The organism is Lentzea sp. HUAS12, assembly GCF_024125735.1.
Taxonomy (GTDB): domain Bacteria; phylum Actinomycetota; class Actinomycetes; order Mycobacteriales; family Pseudonocardiaceae; genus Lentzea; species Lentzea albida.
On the sequence record NZ_CP099738.1, the window covers coordinates 1,617,022 to 1,636,082 of the forward strand.

General features: G+C 71.5%; 11 protein-coding genes. All 11 read left to right on the forward strand.

From position 1 onward, the window contains the following. Nucleotides 1–4 precede the first annotated feature (4 nt). From ND450_RS07160 to ND450_RS07210, 11 genes are read left to right on the forward strand one after another with little or no spacing between them, the layout of a single operon-like run. A complete protein-coding gene (locus tag ND450_RS07160; protein ID WP_253325367.1) occupies nucleotides 5–3,214 on the forward strand; it encodes an amino acid adenylation domain-containing protein in 3,210 nt (1,069 codons plus the stop codon). Beyond that, the gene (locus ND450_RS07165; protein ID WP_253325368.1) at nucleotides 3,211–6,162 is read left to right on the forward strand and encodes a type I polyketide synthase; all 2,952 of its coding nucleotides are present in this window, start codon (nucleotides 3,211–3,213) and stop codon (nucleotides 6,160–6,162) included. The genes ND450_RS07160 and ND450_RS07165 overlap by 4 nt, the downstream gene beginning before the upstream one ends. Continuing rightward, nucleotides 6,159–11,861 (forward strand): condensation domain-containing protein, encoded by a 5,703-nt coding sequence (locus ND450_RS07170; RefSeq protein ID WP_253325369.1) that lies wholly within the window; start codon nucleotides 6,159–6,161, stop codon nucleotides 11,859–11,861. The genes ND450_RS07165 and ND450_RS07170 overlap by 4 nt, the downstream gene beginning before the upstream one ends. Next, nucleotides 11,861–13,201, forward strand: a complete 1,341-nt coding sequence (locus ND450_RS07175; protein ID WP_253325370.1) for an MFS transporter — start codon at nucleotides 11,861–11,863, stop codon at nucleotides 13,199–13,201. Before ND450_RS07170 ends, ND450_RS07175 begins: the two co-directional genes overlap by 1 nt. A gap of 9 nt (nucleotides 13,202–13,210) precedes the next feature. Beyond that, nucleotides 13,211–13,387 (forward strand): MbtH family protein, encoded by a 177-nt coding sequence (locus tag ND450_RS07180; protein ID WP_253325371.1) that lies wholly within the window; start codon nucleotides 13,211–13,213, stop codon nucleotides 13,385–13,387. Continuing rightward, nucleotides 13,384–13,611: an acyl carrier protein gene (locus ND450_RS07185; RefSeq protein WP_089927016.1), complete on the forward strand. Its 228-nt coding sequence runs from the start codon at nucleotides 13,384–13,386 to the stop codon at nucleotides 13,609–13,611. Before ND450_RS07180 ends, ND450_RS07185 begins: the two co-directional genes overlap by 4 nt. Further along, nucleotides 13,611–14,906, forward strand: coding sequence for a hypothetical protein (locus tag ND450_RS07190; protein WP_253325372.1), 1,296 nt, complete (start codon nucleotides 13,611–13,613; stop codon nucleotides 14,904–14,906). Before ND450_RS07185 ends, ND450_RS07190 begins: the two co-directional genes overlap by 1 nt. Continuing rightward, entirely contained in the window at nucleotides 14,903–15,919 is a 1,017-nt protein-coding gene (locus ND450_RS07195; RefSeq protein WP_253325373.1) for a 3-oxoacyl-ACP synthase III family protein, read from the forward strand. Before ND450_RS07190 ends, ND450_RS07195 begins: the two co-directional genes overlap by 4 nt. 11 nt (nucleotides 15,920–15,930) lie before the next feature. After that, a complete protein-coding gene (locus tag ND450_RS07200; protein ID WP_253325374.1) occupies nucleotides 15,931–17,784 on the forward strand; it encodes an HAD family hydrolase in 1,854 nt (617 codons plus the stop codon). Further along, entirely contained in the window at nucleotides 17,777–18,022 is a 246-nt protein-coding gene (locus ND450_RS07205) for an acyl carrier protein (RefSeq protein WP_089927029.1), read from the forward strand. The genes ND450_RS07200 and ND450_RS07205 overlap by 8 nt, the downstream gene beginning before the upstream one ends. Beyond that, nucleotides 18,019–18,435 (forward strand): VOC family protein, encoded by a 417-nt coding sequence (locus tag ND450_RS07210; RefSeq protein ID WP_253325375.1) that lies wholly within the window; start codon nucleotides 18,019–18,021, stop codon nucleotides 18,433–18,435. The genes ND450_RS07205 and ND450_RS07210 overlap by 4 nt, the downstream gene beginning before the upstream one ends. Nucleotides 18,436–19,061: the final 626 nt, after the last annotated feature.

The following is a 19,061-nucleotide window of genomic DNA, read 5'->3' on the forward strand; positions in this document are numbered from 1 at the left end:
AGTCGTGCAGGACGTGTTGCGGCGCTTGAAGGCGCTGGACCCCGAGAAGCGGGCGGCGGTGTTCGCCCAGCTCGCCGAACGGGGTGAGGACTTCGGCGTCTACCCGGTGTCGTCCGGGCAGCGCCGGCTGTGGCTGCTCGACCAGCTGCACCCCGGCAGCGCCGTCTACAACGTGCCGTACGCCTTCCGGCTGCGCGGCACCGTGGACGCCGACGCGCTGGGCGGGGCGTTGCTGGAGGTCGGCCGGCGGCACGAGGTGCTGCGGACCGTGTTCCTCGACCTCGACGGCGAGCCGCGCCAGGTGATCCTGCCGGAGCCGCAGTTCTCGCTCGTGGTGTCGCATGTGGACGTCGCCGACCGCGACGCGTTCGCGGCCGAGCGCGCCGCCGAGGTGGCCGGGGAGCCGTTCTCGCTCGCCGACGGGCCGTTGCTGCGGGCGGAACTGGTGGTGTTCGACGCCAGCGATGCGCTGCTGCTCGTGTCGATGCACCACATCGTCTGCGACGGGTGGAGCACCCAGCTGCTGTTCGCCGAGTGGGAGGCCGCCTACTCCGGCCGCGACCTCGGTCCGGCGCCCGCGCAGTACCTCGACTTCAGCCGCTGGCAGACCGAGTGGCTCGACGGTCCCGAAGGCGCGCGGCTGCTGGAGTACTGGACCACGCAGCTCGCCGGGGTGCCACCGGTGCTGGAGCTGCCGTCGGACCGCCCGCGTCCGGCCGTGATGAAGATGCGGGGCGGTGCCGTCGAGTTCGCCTGGCCCGCCGCGCTGAAGGACCGGCTCGACGCGTTCTGCCTCGCCGAGCGCGTGACCCCGTTCATGGTGCTGCTGACCGCGTGGAACGTGCTGCTGCACCGGTACTGCGGCGCCGACGACATCGTGGTCGGCACCAACGTGGGCAACCGGCGGGCCGAGATCGAGGACGCCATCGGCTTCTTCGTCAACACCGTCGCGCTGCGGACCCGCGTGAACGCCGACGTCAGCTTCTTGGAGTTGCTGCACCAGGTCCGCGACACGACCCTGGCCGCGCAGCAGCACCAGGAGCTGCCGTTCGAACGCGTCGTCGAGGCACTGGCCCCGCCGCGCAGCACCGCGCACCAGCCGGTGGTCCAGACGATCGTCGGCATGGAGGACGGTCAGCACTCGCTCCTGTCGTTGCCGGGCGTCGAGATCTCCCGCGTGCCGGCGCACTCCGGCACCGCGAAGTGGGACTTGGAGCTGGGCGTCACGTCCACCGAGGGCGGGATCACCGGCCTGCTGGAGTACGACAGCGCGTTGTACGAACCCGAGACCGCGCGCCGCCTGCTCGGCCACCTGGAGACCCTGCTCTCCTCCGGCCTCGCCGACCCGTCCTGCCCGATCGGTCGTCTGACCATGATCACACCGGCCGAGCGAGCCCAGATCCTCCAGGACTGGAACCCGGTTCCCACGGCGCGGCTCGACGGCGTGCTGGTGCACGAGCTGGCCGAGGCCTCGGCCGATCGCACGCCCGACGCCGTGGCGCTGGTGTTCGAGGACCAGGAGCTGACCTACCGGGAGCTGGACGAGCGGGCCAACCGGCTCGCGCACGTGCTGCGGTCGCGCGGCATCGGCCGGGGCGACTTCGTCGGCATCAGCCTGCCGCGGTCGCTCGACCTCGTGGTGGCGCAACAGGGCGTGCTCAAGTCCGGTGCCGCCTACGTGCCGCTCGACCCGGAGTACCCGGCGGACCGGCTCGCGTACATGGTCGCCGACTCCGGGCTGCGCGTGGTCGTGACGCTGGCGGCGTTCTCGTCGCGCTTCCCCGGCGTGTCCACGCTCCCGTTGGACGAGACCGACTTCTCGGGCGTACCCGCGGCTCGTCTGGCGCGGACCGTGGAACCGGAGGACCTCGCGTACGTGATCTACACGTCCGGGTCGACCGGCAAGCCCAAGGGCGCCATGCTGCCGCACCGCGGTGTCGTGAACCTCGCGGACGAGCTGGCGCGGGTGCTCGGCATCGGTCCGGGCAACCGGATGCTGCAGTTCGCCTCGTTCAGCTTCGACGTCTCCGTCGCGGACATCATGGTGACGCTGCGGTCCGGTGCGACCGTGGTGCTGGCCGCGCAGCACGACCTGCAGCCCGGCCCCGACCTCGCCCGCACGATCAACGAGCAGCGCGTCGACGTGGCGTGCCTGCCGCCGACCGTGCTGCGGCTGACCGACCCGGCCTCCGTGCCCGGCCTGCGGACGCTGATGGCCGGTGGCGAGGCCTGCCCGGAGGAGGTCGCGGCCGCGTGGGCGGTGGGCCGGCGGTTCCTCAACGTCTACGGGCCCACCGAGGCGTCCATCTGGATCACCGCCGCGGAGTGCGACGGCACCGAGAGCCCGTTGCCGATCGGACGCCCGATCACCGGCAGCACCGCGTACGTGCTGGACGCGCACCAGGAGCCGCTGCCCGTCGGCGTACCGGGGGAGCTGCACCTCGGTGGCGTGCAGGTGGCGCGCGGGTACCTGCACCGGCCGGAGCTCACTGCCGACAGGTTCGTCGCCGACCCGTTCGGCGGCGGGCGGCTGTACCGCACCGGCGACCTCGCGCGGTTCCGTCCCGACGGCCAGATCGAGTTCCTGCGCCGCATGGACGACCAGATCAAGCTGCGTGGCTACCGCATCGAGCTGGGCGAGATCCAGACCGCGGTGTGCGCGCACCCGTCCGTGCGCGCGGCGGTCGTGATCGCCCGCGAGGACGTGCCGGGCGACGTGCGGCTGGTCGCCTACGCGGTGGCCGCCGACGGCTGCGAGATCGACGCCGGGCAGCTGCGGGCCTCGCTGCGGCGCGGGCTGCCCGAGTACATGGTGCCGTCGGCGTTCGTCGCGGTGCCGACGATCCCGCGCAACCCCAACGGCAAGCTCGACCACCGCGCGCTGCCGAAGCCGGAGTCGGTGCGCTCGCAACGGGTCGTGGTGCCCGCGGGCAACCAGACCGAGCGGACGATCTCCGACGTCTGGCGCGAGGTGCTGCGGATGGACCGCGTCGGCGCCGACGACAACTTCTTCGACCTCGGCGGCAACTCGGTGCTGCTGGTCAAGGCGCGCAGCCGGCTCGCGGAGCTGTTCGCGCGCGAGGTGCCGACGGTGACGCTCTTCACCTACCCGACCGTGCGGGCGCTGGCCGCCCACTTCGACGGCGGTGGCGTGGTGGAGACGCGGTCCGCCGGTGGCAGGAAGGCATTGCTGGCTCGGGGGAGGAAGTCGTGACGGAGTACACCGGACTGGAGATCGCGGTCGTCGGCCTGGCCGGCCGCTTCCCCGGCTCGTCCACAGTGGACGAGTTCTGGGAGCAGGTGCTCGCGGGCGAGGTCGGCGTGCGCCGCTTCACCGACGAGGAGATGGACGCGGCGGGCGTGTCGGCGGAACGACGCGCCGATCCGGGTTTCGTACCGATGGGTGGCGCGCTGCCCGGCATCGAGTTCTTCGACGCCAAGCTGTTCGGCTACAGCCCGCGCGACGCGGCCGTGCTGGACCCGCAGCAGCGCGTCTTCCTGGAGTGCGCCTGGCACGCGCTGGAGCACGCCGGCCACCTCGGCGGCGGACGGGAGGTCGGCGTCTACGCCTCGGCGAGCGTCGACACGTACCTGCTGCGCCACCTGTGGGGCAACCCCGCCGTGCCAGGCGGCCTGCAACCGCTCGACCTGCTGCTGGCCAACGACAAGGACACGCTCGCCAGCCGCGTCGCCTACCACCTCGACCTGACCGGTCCCGCGATCACCGTGCAGACGGCGTGCTCGTCGTCGCTCGTCACGATCCACGTGGCCTGCCAGGCGTTGCTGGGCCACGACTGCGACATCGCCCTCGCGGGCGGCGTCTCGATCCGCCCGCCGGTGCACGAGGGCTATCAGCACACCGAGGGCGGCATCCTCGCCGCCGACGGCCGCTGCCTGCCCTTCGACGCGGAGGCGCACGGGGTGGTCGCGGGCAACGGCGTCGCCGCCGTCGTGTTGCGCCGCCTGGAGGACGCCCTCGCCGACGGCGACACGATCCACGCGGTGATCAAGGGCACCGCCGTGAACAACGACGGCGCGAGCAAGGTCGGCTTCACCGCGCCGAGCGTCACCGGTCAGGCGCGGGTCATCAGGGCCGCGCACGACCTGTCCGAAGTGGACTCCTCCACGATCGGCTACGTCGAGGCGCACGGCACCGCCACACCGCTGGGCGACCCCATCGAGGTGGCCGCCCTGAAGCAGGCGTTCGTGCGCCCGCCACAGGCCTGCGCTCTGGGGTCGGTCAAGGCACTGATCGGCCACCTGGACGCGGCGGCCGGTGTCGCCGGGTTCGTGAAGGCCGCGCTCGCGGTGCGGGAGGGCGTCGTACCGCCCAGCCCGTACTTCACCGCGCCGAACCCCGAGACGGGGCTGGAGGACAGCCCGTTCTTCGTCAACCGCGAGGCGGCGCCGTGGCCGCTGGAGGGTCCGCGCCGGGCCGGGGTGAGCGGGTTCGGCATGGGCGGCACCAACGCGCACGCCGTGCTGGAGGAGCCACCGTCGCCCGAGCCGATGCCGCCGACCCGGTCGCGGCACCTGGTGGTGCTGTCGGCCGCGAGTGAGAAGGCGTTGCAGGAGAGCCGGGAACGGCTCGCCGCGCACCTCGCGGAGGGTGGCCAGGAGCTCGCGGACGTGTCGCACACGTTGCGGACGGGGCGGAAGGTGCTGCGGCATCGGCTGGCTGCGGTGGTGGGTGCCCAGGCCGTCGGTGATCTCTCCGAAGCGTGGACCGGCTCCGGCGACCGGCGTGACGTCGTCTTCCTCTTCCCCGGCCAGGGTTCGCAGTACGCGGGCATGGCCGGCCAGCTCACCGCCGAGGAGCCGGTCTTCCGCGCCGCCCTGGACGAGTGCGCCGCGCTCCTCCCGTTCGACCTGCACGAGGTCCTGGCCGACGCGGACCGCCTGACCCGCACCGAGTTCACCCAGCCCGCCCTCTTCGCCGTCGAGTACTCACTCGCGAAGCTGTGGGAGCACTGGGGTGTGCGGCCGACCGCGATGCTCGGGCACAGCGTCGGCGAGTACGTGGCCGCGTGCCTGGCCGGGGTGTTCTCGCTGCCGGACGCGCTCGAGCTCGTCACGGCCCGCGGCGCGCTGATGGGCGCGTTGCCCGGTGGCGCCATGCTGTCCGTGCCGCTCGGCGCCGACCAGCTGGACCTGCCGGAGGACGTGTCCCTCGCGGCGAGCAACGCGCCGAACCTGAGCACGGTCGCCGGCACGTTCGAGGCGATCGAGCGCTTCGAGCAGACCGTCGCCGGCCGCCGGCTGCACACCTCGCACGCCTTCCACTCGGCGATGATCGACCCGATGCTCGGCGAGTTCACCGCGCTGGTCAGCCGGATCGGGCCGCGCGCGCCGCGGATCCCGTTCGTCTCCAACGTCTCCGGCACGTGGATCACCGAGGAGGAGACGACCGACCCCGGCTACTGGGCCCGGCACGCCCGCGCGGCCGTGCGGTTCAGCGAGGGGCTGACGACGCTGGTCACCGAGCCGGTGACCGTGCTGGAGGTCGGGCCGGGCAACGTCCTGACCACGCTGGCGCGTCAGCACGACCTCCGCGGTGGCACCGCGCTCGGATCGTTGCGGCACCCGCGCGAGGACAAGCACGACCTCGACACGATGCTGGCCGCGGCGGGCCGGTTGTGGATCGCCGGTGTGCCGGTCGACCTCGGCGCGCTCACCGCGGACGAGCGGCGGCGCAGGGTTCCGCTGCCGGGCTACCCGTTCGAGCGCGCCCGCCACTGGGTCGACCTGCCCGGCACCGCGCCTCGCCAGATCGAGGTCGTCGAGGTGCTGCCGCAGCCGGCCGAGGTCGTGCTGCCCCAGGGCGACCTCGCGGTCGTCACCGGCATCTGGCAGGAACTGCTCGGCATCGCGCGCATCGGCCCGGACGACGACTACTTCGAGCTCGGCGGTCATTCGCTGCTGGCCACCCAGATCCTCGCGCGGATCACGGCGGAGCTCCACGTCACCCTCCCCGCGGGCGCGATCTTCGAGGCGCCGACGCCCCGCAGGCTCGCCGCGCGGATCGACGAGCTGCGCGACGAGGAGCCGGAGCAGGACGACGAGTTCGCCCGGCTGCTCGCCGAGATCCGCGACATGTCACCGGAAGAGCTGCGGGCCGAACTGGACCGCGAGCGGGACGCCCAGGAGATCTCCCAGTCATGACAGACCACCTGACCAGCTCACTGACCGAGGAGCAGAGACAGCTCCTCGCGCTGCGCCTGCGCAACGCCGACCGGTCGCAGCCGGTGTCGTTCACCCAGGAGCAGCTCTGGTTCCTCGACCGCCTCGACCCCGGCAACCCCGCCTACGCCATCCCGTTCGGGCTGGAGCTCACCGGGCCGCTCGACCGCACCGCCCTCGAACTGGCCGTCGGCCGGGTCGTGGACCGGCACTCCGCCCTGCGCACCACGTTCTTCGAGCGCGACGGCGAGCTGCGGCAACGAGTACGTGACAACGTGTCCATCGCCATCGAGGTCGTGGACCTGTCCGAGCAGCCCGAGCGCGCGGACGAGGTCGCGCTGGAGCACGCCCGGCACGCGTTCGACCTGAGCGCGGGACCGCTGGTGGCGTTCCGGCTCGTCGTGCTCGGGCCGGAGAAGCACCTGCTGCTGGTGACCGCGCACCACATCGTGTTCGACGCCGCGTCGGCCGAGGTGTTCGGCGCCGACCTCGCCGCCTTCTACGGCGGGGAGACGCCGCCTGAGCTGACCACGTCGTTCGGCCGGCACGCCGCCGCCGAACGCCGCAGGCTCACCGCCGAGGTGATGGACGAGCACCTCGCGTACTGGCGGGACCGGCTCGCGGACAGCCCGGCGCGCTCCACCGTGCCGTCCGACCTGCCGCGCCCGGCGGTCCAGACGCACACCGGCGGACGGCGGCACTTCGTCGTGCCGCGCGAGCTGACCGAGAAGCTCGCGGCCCGCGCCCAGCAACTCGGGGTGTCGCTGAACGCTGTGGTGCTCAGCGGGTTCGCCGCGCTGATCGGGCAGGACCGGGTGCTGCTCGGCATGCCGGTCAGCGGCCGCGGCCGTCCCGGCCTGGAGCACCTGATCGGTTCGCTGGCGAACATGCTGGTGCTGCGCGTGGACGTCCAGGACGACGCCGACAAGACGATCCGCAGCACGCACCGCGCGATCAGCGAGGCCTACTCCCACCAGGACGCGCCGTACGCACGGGTCGTCGAGGCGGTCGACCCGCCGCGCGACCCGAGCCAGAACCCGTTGTTCCAGGCCATGCTGAGTCTCACCGAGGCCTCGGCTCCCCGCACGGCGGCCGGTGTCGAGTTCCGCCCGTTCGAGGTCGACAACGGCCTGACCGACTTCGACCTGTTCGTGGTGCTGTCCCGGACCGACGGGGACCTGCGCGGCGTCATCGGCTACAACGCGGACCTCTACCTCGACGAGACCGTCGGCGAGCTGGGCGAGCAGTTCCTCGCCGTGCTCACCGGCCTGGCGGAGGGCACGCTCCCGCGACGGGACCGCATCTCGATCGCCGCCACGTTCACCGCCGACCCCGTCCGCACACCGCTGGACGTGCTCAACGGCGTGCTGCGGCTGTCCGTGGACGTCGAACTCGCGCCGTACCAGCAAATCGTCCAGCACCTGCTCAAAGGCGACGACGGCAGGCTCGCCGACGTCGTGCTGCTGCGCTGGGAGGACTGGACGCGGCACGGAGACGCCGTCGAGGCGAACTGGCAGGACCTGGAGACCGCGGTCACGGCCTACCGGCAACGGTCGGCCGCGCCGCTGCACCTCGTCGTCTGCCCGTCCGAGCAGCAGTTCGGCCACCTCGACGACCGGCTCGCGGTGCTCGCGGACTCCACCGACGGCGTGCACGCCACGTGGTTCACGGACTGGGCCAAGGCACTGCCGGTCAGCGCCACGTTCGACGCGCAGGCCGACAAGCTCGGCCACGTCCCCTACACGCAGGAGATGTTCGCCGCGCTGGCGATCCTGCTGACCCGCGTGCTGCACCCGGAGGCCGATCGCCTGCACCTGCTCGGCACCGCGCTGGGCGAGCCGGCAGCCCTGACCGAACGGGCTGCGCCGGCCGTCCGGGCCGTCGCGATCGACACGCCCCCGGTGGCCCCGCGCACCCCGACCGAGGATCGGCTCGCCCGCGTCTGGCGCGAGGTGCTCAAGCTCGACGAGGTCGGCGTCACGCACGACTTCTTCGCACTGGGCGGCCACTCGCTGCTCGCGACGCAGCTGCTGTCCAAGGTGTTCGCGGAGTTCGGCGCCGACGTCTCGCTGCACGCGTTGTTCACCCACCCGACCGTCGAGGCGCTGGCGGAACTCGTCGACGAGCCGCAGGAGACCGGGCATCCGCTGTCGCCGGTCTCCCGCGACGAACCCCTCGAGCTGTCGGCGATCCAGCGGCGCATGTGGGCCGCGACCCAGCTCGACCCCACCACCACGAGGATGAACACCACGTTCGCGGTGGCGCTGCGCGGCTCGCTCGACGTGCCGGCGTTGCGCGCCGCGGTCGCGAACGTGGTGCGCAGGCACGAGATCCTGCGCACCACGTTCGCCGAGCAGGACGGGCGGCCGGTCATGGTCGTGCACCCGTACATGGACTGCTGGCTGCCCGAGGCGGTGGGTTCGCCCGAGGAGTTCCTCGCCGAGCACACCACCCACGTCTACGACCTGGAGCACGGGCCGCTGCTGCGCGTCCGGCTGGTGCGCACGGCCGCGCAGGATCACCACCTGCTGCTCGGCATGCACCACATCGTCTGCGACAACACGTCGTGGGGCGTGCTGCTCGCCGAGCTGTCCGCCGGCTACCAGGCCGGTGACCTGCCGGACCTGACCGTCCAGTACGCGGACTACGCGGCGTGGCAACAGGAGCTGCTCACCGACGAGGCGCTCGCACCGCACCAGGAGCACTGGCGCACCTACCTCGCCGACGCGCCGTCGCAGCTGGAAGTGCCCGCGGACCGCCCCGAGCGCAACGAGACCCGGCGCACGTCGTCCGTCGTGCCGGACAGGGTCGCGGCGGCGCTGAAAGACCTGGCGCGCGCGGAGGGCAGCACGCCGTTCGCCACGCTGCTCGCCGCGTACGCGGTGGTGCTGTACCGCCGCAGCGCGCAACCGGACGTCGTGCTGAGCGTGCCGCAGCAGGGCAGGCCGCGGCCGGAGGTCGAGCACCTCGTCGGCTGCTTCACCGACCTGCTGCCGATCCGCGTGGACCTGGCGGGACGCCTCACGTTCCGGCAGGTCGTGCAGCGGGTGCACCGCGCGATGGTCGACGGCTACCAGCACGGTGACGTGCCGTTCTCCAGCGTCGCCCACGTGCTGCCGCGCCAGCGGGGACGGCACCCGGTCTACCAGTGCGCGTTCAACTACGCGGACCTGCCCGACGAGGCGATGAGCTGGCCGGGGCTGGAACTGGAACCGCTGGAGGTGCCGGTCACGAGCCTCGACTTCGACCTGTTCCTCACGCTCACGACCGAGCACGGCGAGCTGGCCGCGACGCTGGAGTACAGCGCCGACCTGTTCGGCACCGACGGTGCCGGCGAGCTGCTCGACTCGTTCGTCGCGCAGCTCACCGAACTGGTCGAGGCCCCCGACACGCGCATCATCGTCGATTCGTCCACTGTGGACCACCCGACGATGGGAATCGCGTCGTCGCGGCCGCTCGACGGCGTGCTGCCGGTGCTGACCTCGTGGCTCGACAAGCTGGACCTGCCGCTCACCATCAGCACGACCGCGCCCGGTCAGGTGCTGCGTCCGCTGCTGGACCCCGCGGCCGGGTTCGGCGGCGGGACGACCGCGGTGGTGCTGCGCTGGGAGGACCTGTTCGACGGTGGCGTCGCCGCGTTCGAGCTCGCGTTCGACCGGCTCGGCACCGCGATCGACCGTTGGACCGAGCGCACCGGTGGGGAACTCGCCGTGCTGGCCACGTCCGAGCGCACCGAGAAGCCCTGGCCCGGCGTGTTCGGTCATGCCGCGGACCGTCTCGCCCGGCGGTTCCCGGCGCTGCGCGTCGTCGACCTGCTGACCGCGCAGGGCGACCAGGACGTCGTGCTGGGCACCGAGCTCGCCCGGCTGCTGGGCGAGCTGCCGCAGGAGACGCAGGCGAAGGAGCTGCCGCGCACCGACGACGAACGCGCGCTGGCGGCTGTCTGGCAGGACGTGCTGAAGGTCGCGGAGGTCGGCGTCCACGACGACTTCTTCGAGTTGGGCGGCGACTCGATGACGGCGATCCAGGTGGTGTGGCTCGCCAACCAGGCGGGGATCAGGTTCACGCCGGCCCAGCTCACGGCCGAGCGCACGATCGCCGAACTGCTGCGCGTGCCGATGTCCGAGGAGCAGCAGGCGCTGGCGGCCGTGTGGCGCGAGGTGCTCAAGGTCGACGAGGTCGGCGCGCATGACGACTTCTTCGAGTTGGGCGGCGACTCGATGACGGCGATCCAGGTGGTGTGGCTCGCCAACCAGGCCGGCATCAGGTTCACACCCGCCCAGCTCACCTCCAAGCGCACGATCGCCGCGCTGCTGGTCGCGGACGCACCTGAGCAGGTCGCGGACCAGGGACCGGTCGAGGGCGACTTCCCGGCCACGGGTGCGCAGCGCTGGTTCTTCGAGGCGCTCGCGACGTCGATGGTCGCGCCCGCCCACTTCAACCACCCCTACTACCTGCGCCTGCGCGTGCCGGCGACGCCGGACCAGCTGGAGCAGGCGACCAACGCGCTGGTCGCCCACCACGACGGGATGCGCCTGCGGTTCCGCCGCAAGGGCGACGACTGGCACGCCTCGCACGGCCCGGTCGACGGCGCGATGCCGTTCGTGTCGTTCGACGTGTCGGACGCCGCCGACCGCGAGAAGGCGATCGAGGCCCACCTGAACGAGGTGCACCCGACGCTGGACATCGCGGACGGCCCGCTGGCCAAGGTCGTCCACTTCGGACTTGGTGGACACGAGCCCGACCGCGTGATGCTGATCTGCCACCACCTGGTCACCGACGGCGTCTCGCGCAGCCTGATCCTGGAGGACTTCCAGAACGCGCTGCGCCAGGTCCTCGCCGGCCGGTGCGTCGACCTCGGGCCGAAGACCACGTCGTTCCGGGACTGGGCGCGCGAGATCGACGGGTACGCCCGCGGCCCGGAGCCCCTGCGGGAGCTGGAGTACTGGGAGAAGCAGGCACCCGGCAGCGAGGACATGACGCCCGACCTGCCCGGCCGCAACACGTTCGGTGTCATGCAGGACATCCACACGACGATCGACGCCGAGACCACCACGCGCCTGCGCGAGCTGGCCAAGGCGCTCCACGTCGGCGTCAGCGACCTGCTGGTGTGGGCGTCCGTGCGGATGGCGTCGGACCGGTTCGGCGGTCCGGAGTGGACGATCGCGACCACCGGCCACGGCCGCGAGGCGCTGTTCGACGGCCTCGACCTGTCCCGCACTGTCGGCTGGTTCCAGGTCATGTATCCGGTCCGGCTCACCTTGCCCGACGGGGGCGACACCGCCGCCATCACCTCGCTCGCCGGCCAGCTCAAGCAGGTGCCCGTCAACGGCATCGGCTACGGCCTGCTCCGCTACAACCATCCGGACCCCGCCGTCCGCCGGCGCCTGGAGACGCCGAACCCGCAGCTCACCGTCAACTACGCGGGCGCGTTCGGGTTCACCGACCTCTCGAGCGCCGACGAGCTGTTCGAGCTGTGCCAGTCCGAACTCGGCGTCCTGCAGGACAAGGGGACCGAGTGGCCGGGCCGGATCGACGTCGTCGGCTCGCTCGTCGACGGCCGGATCCGCATCGAGATGAACTACGGCACCGAGATGTACCTGCCGGAGACCGCGCGCCGGATGCTCGGCGAAATCGAAGGGCTGCTCCGCCAGCTCGCTGACCAGAACAGGACGAGGTAATGCCCAAGCCTTCGGGATTCGGCGCGTTCACGATCATGTGGGTAGGACAGCTGCTGTCCGCCCTCGGCACCCGCATGACGAACTTCGCGCTCAGCATCTGGGTGTGGCAGCACACCGGTTCGGCCACGGCGATGGCGCTGATGATGTTCTGCGGCTTCGGCTCGACCGTGCTCTTCAGCCCGCTCGCGGGCAGCCTGATCGACCGGCTGAGCCGCAAGGTCTCGATCATCATCTCCGAGATCGGGTCGATCGCCGTCACGTTCATCCTGCTCGCGTTGTTCCTCACGGACTCGACGCAGCTGTGGCACCTCTACCTGGTGAACGTGCTGACCGGCGCGTTGCTCGCGATCCAGGGGCCGGCGTTCGGCGCCACCATCGCGCTGATGATGGAGAAGGGGAAGTTCCTCCGCGCCAACGCGATGATGTGGTCGGTCAAGAGCTTCCCGGTGATCTTCGCGCCGGCGTTCGCCGCCACGCTGCTCGGCCTGACCGGCATCAAGCTGATCCTGCTCATCGACGGGCTCACGTACGTCGTCGCGATCATCACCGTGCTCGTGGTGACGATCCCGCCGGTGCCCGGCCAGAACCGCGAGAAGAGCACCTTCTGGCAGGACTGCGTGTTCGGGTTCCGCTACATCGTCGAACGCCCGCCGCTGCTCGCCGTGCAGATCGTGCTGTTCTCCATCAGCCTTCTCGCGGCGCTGGCGTGGGCGCTGATCGTGCCGCTGGTCCTCGCCCGCACCCTGGGCGACGAGGGCACGCTCGGCCTGGTGCAGAGCATCGGCGCGGTCGGCGGTGTCCTCGGCGGCACGCTGCTCGCGTTCATGAAGCCGCCGCGCCGCAAGATGCTCGTGGTGCTCGGCGCGATCCTGGTGTTCAGCATCGTCGGCCGCATCCTCTACGGCGTCGGCGACGGCCTGATCGCGTGGGCTGCGGCGATGTTCTTCGTCGAGCTGACCATCCCGTTCATCGACGGTCTCGCGCAGACCATCTGGCAGGAGAAGGTCGACCCGGCGGTGCAGGGCCGCGTGTTCGCCGCCCGCAACTTCTTCGAGAACCTCTCGGTCCCGATCGGCTTCGCGGCCGCCGGCCCGCTGGTGGACAAGGTGCTCGAACCGGCGATGCGCGGGGACACGGCGCTCGCCGACACGTTCGGCTGGCTCGTCGGCACCGGACCGGGCTCGGGCATCGGGCTGCTGTTCGTGGTCGTGGGCGTGCTCGGCGCGGGTGTCGGCGTCGCGGGCTTCTTGAACCGCAACGTCCGCGAGGTCGAGACGCTCGTGCCCGACCACGAGCCGGAGCCCGAGCCGCTCGACCGCCAGCCCGCGCTGGCCGACTAGGAGACCGACATGACCCACCGAGTGGTCGTCAACGACGAAGAGCAGTACTCGATCTGGCCCGCCCACAAGGACAACGCGCCCGGCTGGCACGACGCGGGCGTCAGCGGGTCGAAGGACGAGTGCCTGGAGCACATCGGTCGCGTGTGGACGGACATGCGCCCGCTCAGCCTGAGAGGACGGTCATGACCTTCACCGACGTGGTGGCCGGTGCCCTGGACGTCGATCCGGCGCACGTCACCGACGACGCGGGCCAGGACACGCTGTCGAGCTGGACGAGCATGCGGCACATCCAGCTGATCGTGATGCTGGAGGAGGCCTACTCGCTCTCCTTCGACTACGAGGAGATCGCCGGCGCGCGGACGGTCCGGGAGGTCCGGGAAGTGCTGCGCGCCAAGGGGGTCGAGGTCTGATGGACACGCGACTGCGCTGGCAGGAGATCGGCCGGACCGACGTCCGCCCGGTCGTGCGCGTGGGACTGCTCGCGAGCTACACGATCGACCCGCTGACGCCGTACCTCGGCGTCGCGCTGCACGACGCCGGGCTGCCGGTCGCGTTCGACACCGCGCCGTACAACCAGATCGTGCGGCAGTGCCTCGACGACGCGTCGGAGATGGCGCGGGCGAAGCCGGACGTGCTCGTGGTGGCACCCCGGTTCGAGGAGCTGGGCGACGAGCTGCTGACCGCCGTCGACGCCGCGGTGTCCGCGGCCCGGCGCTGGAAGTCGTTCCTGGTCGTCGTGCTGCCCGCCGTGCCGGAGGACCGGCCGTCCGGGCAGCTGGACGACGGGCGGGCCGCAGGGACGGCCGCGCTCGCCCACGAGGCCAGGGAGACGATCCGGGCCGAGCTCGCGGGCCGTCCGGACGCCTGGGTGGTCGACGCCGAACGGGCCGTGCGGGCGGTCGGCACGGCCAAGGCGCACCACGCCGCGATGTTCAAGTTCGCGAAGATCCCGTACACGGAGGCGGTGTTCGGCGAGCTGGGAGGTCAGCTCGCCGGCGTGCTGCGCGCCGTGTACGGGCTGACCCCGAGGCTGGTCGTCGTGGACGAGGACCCCGCGCTGGACGAACCGGTGCGGTGGCTGCGCGAGTCGGGCGCCCGGCTCGTGGTGCGGGCCGCGGGGGAGGAGATCGCGGACGTGGCGGCGCGGGAGGGCGTGCCGGCCGAGTCGGCGGTGCTGCTGACGCTGGGCGGCAAGCCCGACGCGTGGCGCGACGAGGTGGCGCGGTCCGGCCTGCTGGACCGCCTCCCCGCCCCGGACCGCACGGCACCCCGCGTGCGCCATTCCACCAGGGAGACCGTCTCGCTCGACGACTTCATGGCCGGCCTGAACGTCGAGGTCGAACTGGAGCCCGTCGGCCCCGAGACCGTGGCCAAGGTCGTCGAGGTCGTCTCCCGCGCCAAGGACTTCACCCTCGGCACCGAGAAGCTCGACCTGACCGAGGACCGCGAGGTGTTCGCGGTCCGCGTGCGCGACAAGTTCGGCCAGTACGGCATCAGCGGCGCGGTCGGCATCACCGGTGGAACCGTCGTGGACGTGTTCTCGCTGTCCTGCGTGGTGCTCGGCAAGGGCGTCGAGGACGTCGTGCTGAGAAGGCTGCGCGAAGAGCACGGCGACCTCGTGTTCCGTCACCGCATCACCCCGCACAACCAGATCACCGCCGGATTCCTGACGGACGCCGGGGCGAGAATCGAGGAGATCCCGTGACCGTCCACTTCGGAGTCGTGGCGCTCGGCCACGTGCTCGGCGACCCCGTCGACGTGGCCGCCGCCGCGCCGGGCTACACCGACGACGTCGACCGCGTGCTGGGCTGGGGCTTCCGCACCTTCCACCGCGCGAAGGACGGCGTCGGGCTGACGGACCTGGCCGCGGAGGCCGGTGCCAAGGCGCTGGGCGACGCGGGCGTGCAGCCGCACGAGGTCGACCTGGTCGTGCTCGCCATGTCCGACCTGTCGGAGCACCTGTACTGGGACGCGGCGGGCGCCACGCAGGCCAAGATCGGCGCGCACGGGTCGGAGAACGTGCTGCTGACCCAGGCGTGCGGCGGGGGAGTGGCCGCGTTCGACGTCGTCGCCGGCAAGTTCGCCACGCACCCCGGCTACCAGACCGCGCTGATCATCGGCGCGAACCGGGTGTGCGAGCCGTACTGGAACCGGATGGAGATCAACACCAGCATCTTCTCCGACGGCGCCGCGGCGGCCGTGGTCCGGCGCGACCACCCCCGCAACCGCTGGCTCAACACCGAGATCATCAGCGACGGCCGGTACGCCGACTTCATGATGATGGACGTCGGCGCCGCGGCCCGGCCGTTCGCCGGCCAGCAGGACGTGGGCGTCAAGAGCCCGCAGAAGCGGCTGGAGGAGTTCTTCGCGGGGGACATCCGCAAGATGTTCGAGTTCGTCTCGACCATCCGCACCAACAACCACGAGGTCGTCCGCCGCTCCTGCCAGCGTGCCGGCATCGAGCCCGCCGACCTGCGCAAGCTGCTGCACCTGCACGACAGCGTGCCCGCGATGACGTTGCTCGCCAAGGACCTCGAGCACGGTCCGGAGTGGACGAACACCGAGGTGTCCCAGGCCTACGGGCACGTCGGGTGCGCCGACCAGCTGATGTCGCTGGAGCACTACCTCACGACCGAGGAGCTCTCCGAGGGCGACGTCGTGGCACTGACCAGCACGGCCAGCGGCATGCACTGGCTGTGCACGCTGCTGGCGATCTGAGGGGGAGAACTGTGGAGACCAAGGAGATCCTGGCGCGGATCCGCCAGTTGACCAAGCCCGACGCCGTCGCCGACCCGGCGCTGCTCGGCGACCTGCGGCACCTGACCGACCTCCCGGCGCTGCTCGAAGCCGGACGGCTGCTCGGCAAGGTACCGGCGGAGCTGTTGGGCAAGCTCAAGCCGTTGAAGGTCGCCGTCACCGGCACGTTCACCGCATCCGGTGTCGCACCGCTGCTGCGGATCGCGTTGCTGAGCAAGGGGATCGCGCCGGAGATCCACGTGTCCGGCTTCGACCAGCTCGCCGTCGACCTGAGCAGCCCCTCCTCGCCACTGGCGGAGTTCGGGCCGCAGGTCACGCTCTGCCTGCTGCACGACGACTGGTTCGTGCCGGCCGAGTGGGACGACGTGGAGGTGCTCGACAGCGCCGTCCGCGGCCGCTGGTCGATGTTCGACACCCTCGTGGGCGCGTTCACCGAACGCTCCGGCAGCGCGGTCCTCGTGCACACCGTGCCGTTGTCGCCGGTCGAGATGCGCGGCGTCGTCGCGTTCGACGGCAGGGCGGCGCTCGGCCGGGTGTGGCGCGACCTGAACAGCGACCTGCTCGGCATGGCGCTGCGCCGCGACCAGGTCCACGCGCTCGACCTGGAGGCCTACCTGGTCGACGCCCCCGTCCGGCTGCGCGACGAACGCCTCTACCGGTTCGCGAGCGCGGCCTGGACGCCCGAGGTCGAGCAGGTCTACGCGACCGAGGTCGCGAACTTCTGCCGCGCGTTCCTGGGAATGGCCAAGAAGGTCCTGGTCCTCGACCTCGACAACACGCTGTGGGGCGGTGTCGTCGGCGACGACGGCCCGAGCGGCATCCAGATCGGCTCGATGTACCCCGGCAACGCCTTCCGCGAGGTGCAGCGGCGTGCCGTCCAGCTGCGCAAGCAGGGCGTGGTCCTCGCGCTGGCCAGCAAGAACGAGGCCGCGATCGTGGACGAGGTGCTGGAGACCCACCCGGACCTCGTGATCCGCCCCGCCGACATCGCGGCGCGCGCGGTGAACTGGCAGCCCAAGGACCACAACATCCGCGGGCTCGCCGGCCAGCTCAACCTCGGCCTCGACAGCTTCGTCTTCGCCGACGACAGCACGTTCGAGACCCAGCTCGTGCGCGGCTCGATCCCCGAGGTCACCGTCGTGCACCTGGACGGCGACCCGGCCGACCACGTGACGGCGTTGCAGCGCGGCGGTTCCTTCGACGTCCTGACGACGACGGCGACCGACCGCGAGCGCACCGCGCTCTACAAGGCCCGCGCCGAACGCACCGAGTTCGCGGACTCGTTCAGCTCGGTGCAGGACTACCTGCGCAGCCTGGAGATCGTCGTCACGGTCCGCGAGGCCGACGAGTTCAGCCTGCCGCGCCTGGTCCAGCTCGGCCAGCGCACCAACCAGTTCAACATGACCGGCACCTCCCACCCCGAGGCCCGCACCAGGGAGATGGCCGCGTCGAGCGACCACCTCGTGCTGGTCTTCGAGGTGGCGGACCGGTTCGGCGCCGAAGGCATCGTCGGCGGCGTGTGGGTGTCGAAGCACGACGACCACTGGCTCGTCGAGAACTTCGTCATGAGCTGCCGCGTCTTCACCCGCGGCGTCGAGCACACCGTCGTGCAGCACATCGCCGACCGCGCGCTCTCGTCCGGCGCGTCCAGGCTGGAGGCGGACTTCACCGCCACCGACCGCAACAAGGCCGCGGCCGCGTTCTACCCGGACGCCGGGTTCACGCAGGCCCCCGGAGGCCGTTTCACCCTGCCGCTGCACCCGCGGCCGCAGATCGGTCCCGAGTGGACCACCCTCGTCGTGGAAAGGGAGTCCGCCGATGTCTGAGGTCTTCGTCGAGGTGGCCGACCTCGTCGGCCAGGTCACCGACCTGCCGGCCGAGGAGATCGCGGCCGACGCGCGGTTCGACTCGCTCGCGAACTGGACCAGTTACGACGCGCTGCGCCTGCTCACCGGCATCGAGCAGAAGTTCGCCGTGCGCCTGGACCTCCAGGAGTACTTCGCGATCAAGGACGTCGGCGGGCTCGTCGCCGCCGTCGCGAGCGCCCAGGAGAAGTCGGGATGATCCTGCGCATCGACCACGTCGGCGTGGTCACGTCCGACATCGGGGCGGCCGCGCCCGCCCTGGCCCTGCTGGACCTGAAGTGCACCTACGAGGACGACGTCGACGTGTACGGCGTCGCGACCTCGTTCTGGCAGTGCCCCGGCGACACCACCTCGATCGAACTGGTCGCGCCGGTCCGCGAGGACGCCGCGGTGCACGGCCACCTCAAGCGACTGGGCCCCGGCCTGAACCACGTGGCGTTCGAGGTGGACGACATCGACGCGGACCTGCGCGTGCTGCAGGACCGCGGCGCGATCCTCGTCGACGAGGAGCCCCGCCGGGGCGGGCGTCCCGGCCTGCGGGTGGCGTTCGCCCACCTCGGGCCGGCGACCGGCCTGCTGGTCGAACTCGTCGACTACGGCAAGCGGGCCTGAGAGGACGCGGGACCCGCCGGGGAGCCAGTTCGCTCCTGCGGCGGGTCAGCACCAGCGGCCCGTCTTGGAGGTCGCCTCCGGGTACCGGCGATCCGTCGCCCGGTCGTGGTACCTCACGCCGGTGGGGCTGTTGCGAGCCCATGGCTCGGACCCCGCCGACCTCCGGCGAATCTCCGAACACCGTGCATCGATCGTCACCGCGGTCGCGCGGTTCGTCCGTCCCGTCGACCGAACCGCGCGGACCGACCGTCCACATCGAACGATCGGGGCGGAACCCGCGAAAGCGGGGAACCCGGCAGTTGTGATCCTCGCTGCCTGCGGCGGTGAAAGGCTGTGCATCGATCGAGCCACACGTGGTGAGGGCGACCACCGCGGTGAAGACCAAGGCGCGACGGGTCAGGGAGCGGAGTGCGAACCGCTACCTGTTCCAGGCCAGGGAGATTTCTCGAAAGTCGAATCATTCGTGCCCAGGGCTGGATCTCAACACGGCTCGCGGCGCCGTGAAGAAGCTCTCCACATGCTTCGTCGGCCTCCTTGAACCGCATTGTGGATCTTTCACGAGAGGCGGGTGCGTTTCGGCGTCGCGCGCGTGCAAACTGATCGCGAGATTCCACTCGGACAGGACA

What these genes read in the sequence shown, in the direction of transcription:
- ND450_RS07170 (WP_253325369.1), top strand. Translation starts at nt 6,159, where the DNA reads ATGACAGACCACCTGACCAGCTCACTGACCGAGGAGCAGAGACAGCTC.
- ND450_RS07210 (WP_253325375.1), top strand. Translation starts at nt 18,019, where the DNA reads ATGATCCTGCGCATCGACCACGTCGGCGTGGTCACGTCCGACATCGGG.
- ND450_RS07205 (WP_089927029.1), top strand. Translation starts at nt 17,777, where the DNA reads ATGTCTGAGGTCTTCGTCGAGGTGGCCGACCTCGTCGGCCAGGTCACC.
- ND450_RS07175 (WP_253325370.1), top strand. Translation starts at nt 11,861, where the DNA reads ATGCCCAAGCCTTCGGGATTCGGCGCGTTCACGATCATGTGGGTAGGA.
- ND450_RS07180 (WP_253325371.1), top strand. Translation starts at nt 13,211, where the DNA reads ATGACCCACCGAGTGGTCGTCAACGACGAAGAGCAGTACTCGATCTGG.
- ND450_RS07185 (WP_089927016.1), top strand. Translation starts at nt 13,384, where the DNA reads ATGACCTTCACCGACGTGGTGGCCGGTGCCCTGGACGTCGATCCGGCG.
- ND450_RS07190 (WP_253325372.1), top strand. Translation starts at nt 13,611, where the DNA reads ATGGACACGCGACTGCGCTGGCAGGAGATCGGCCGGACCGACGTCCGC.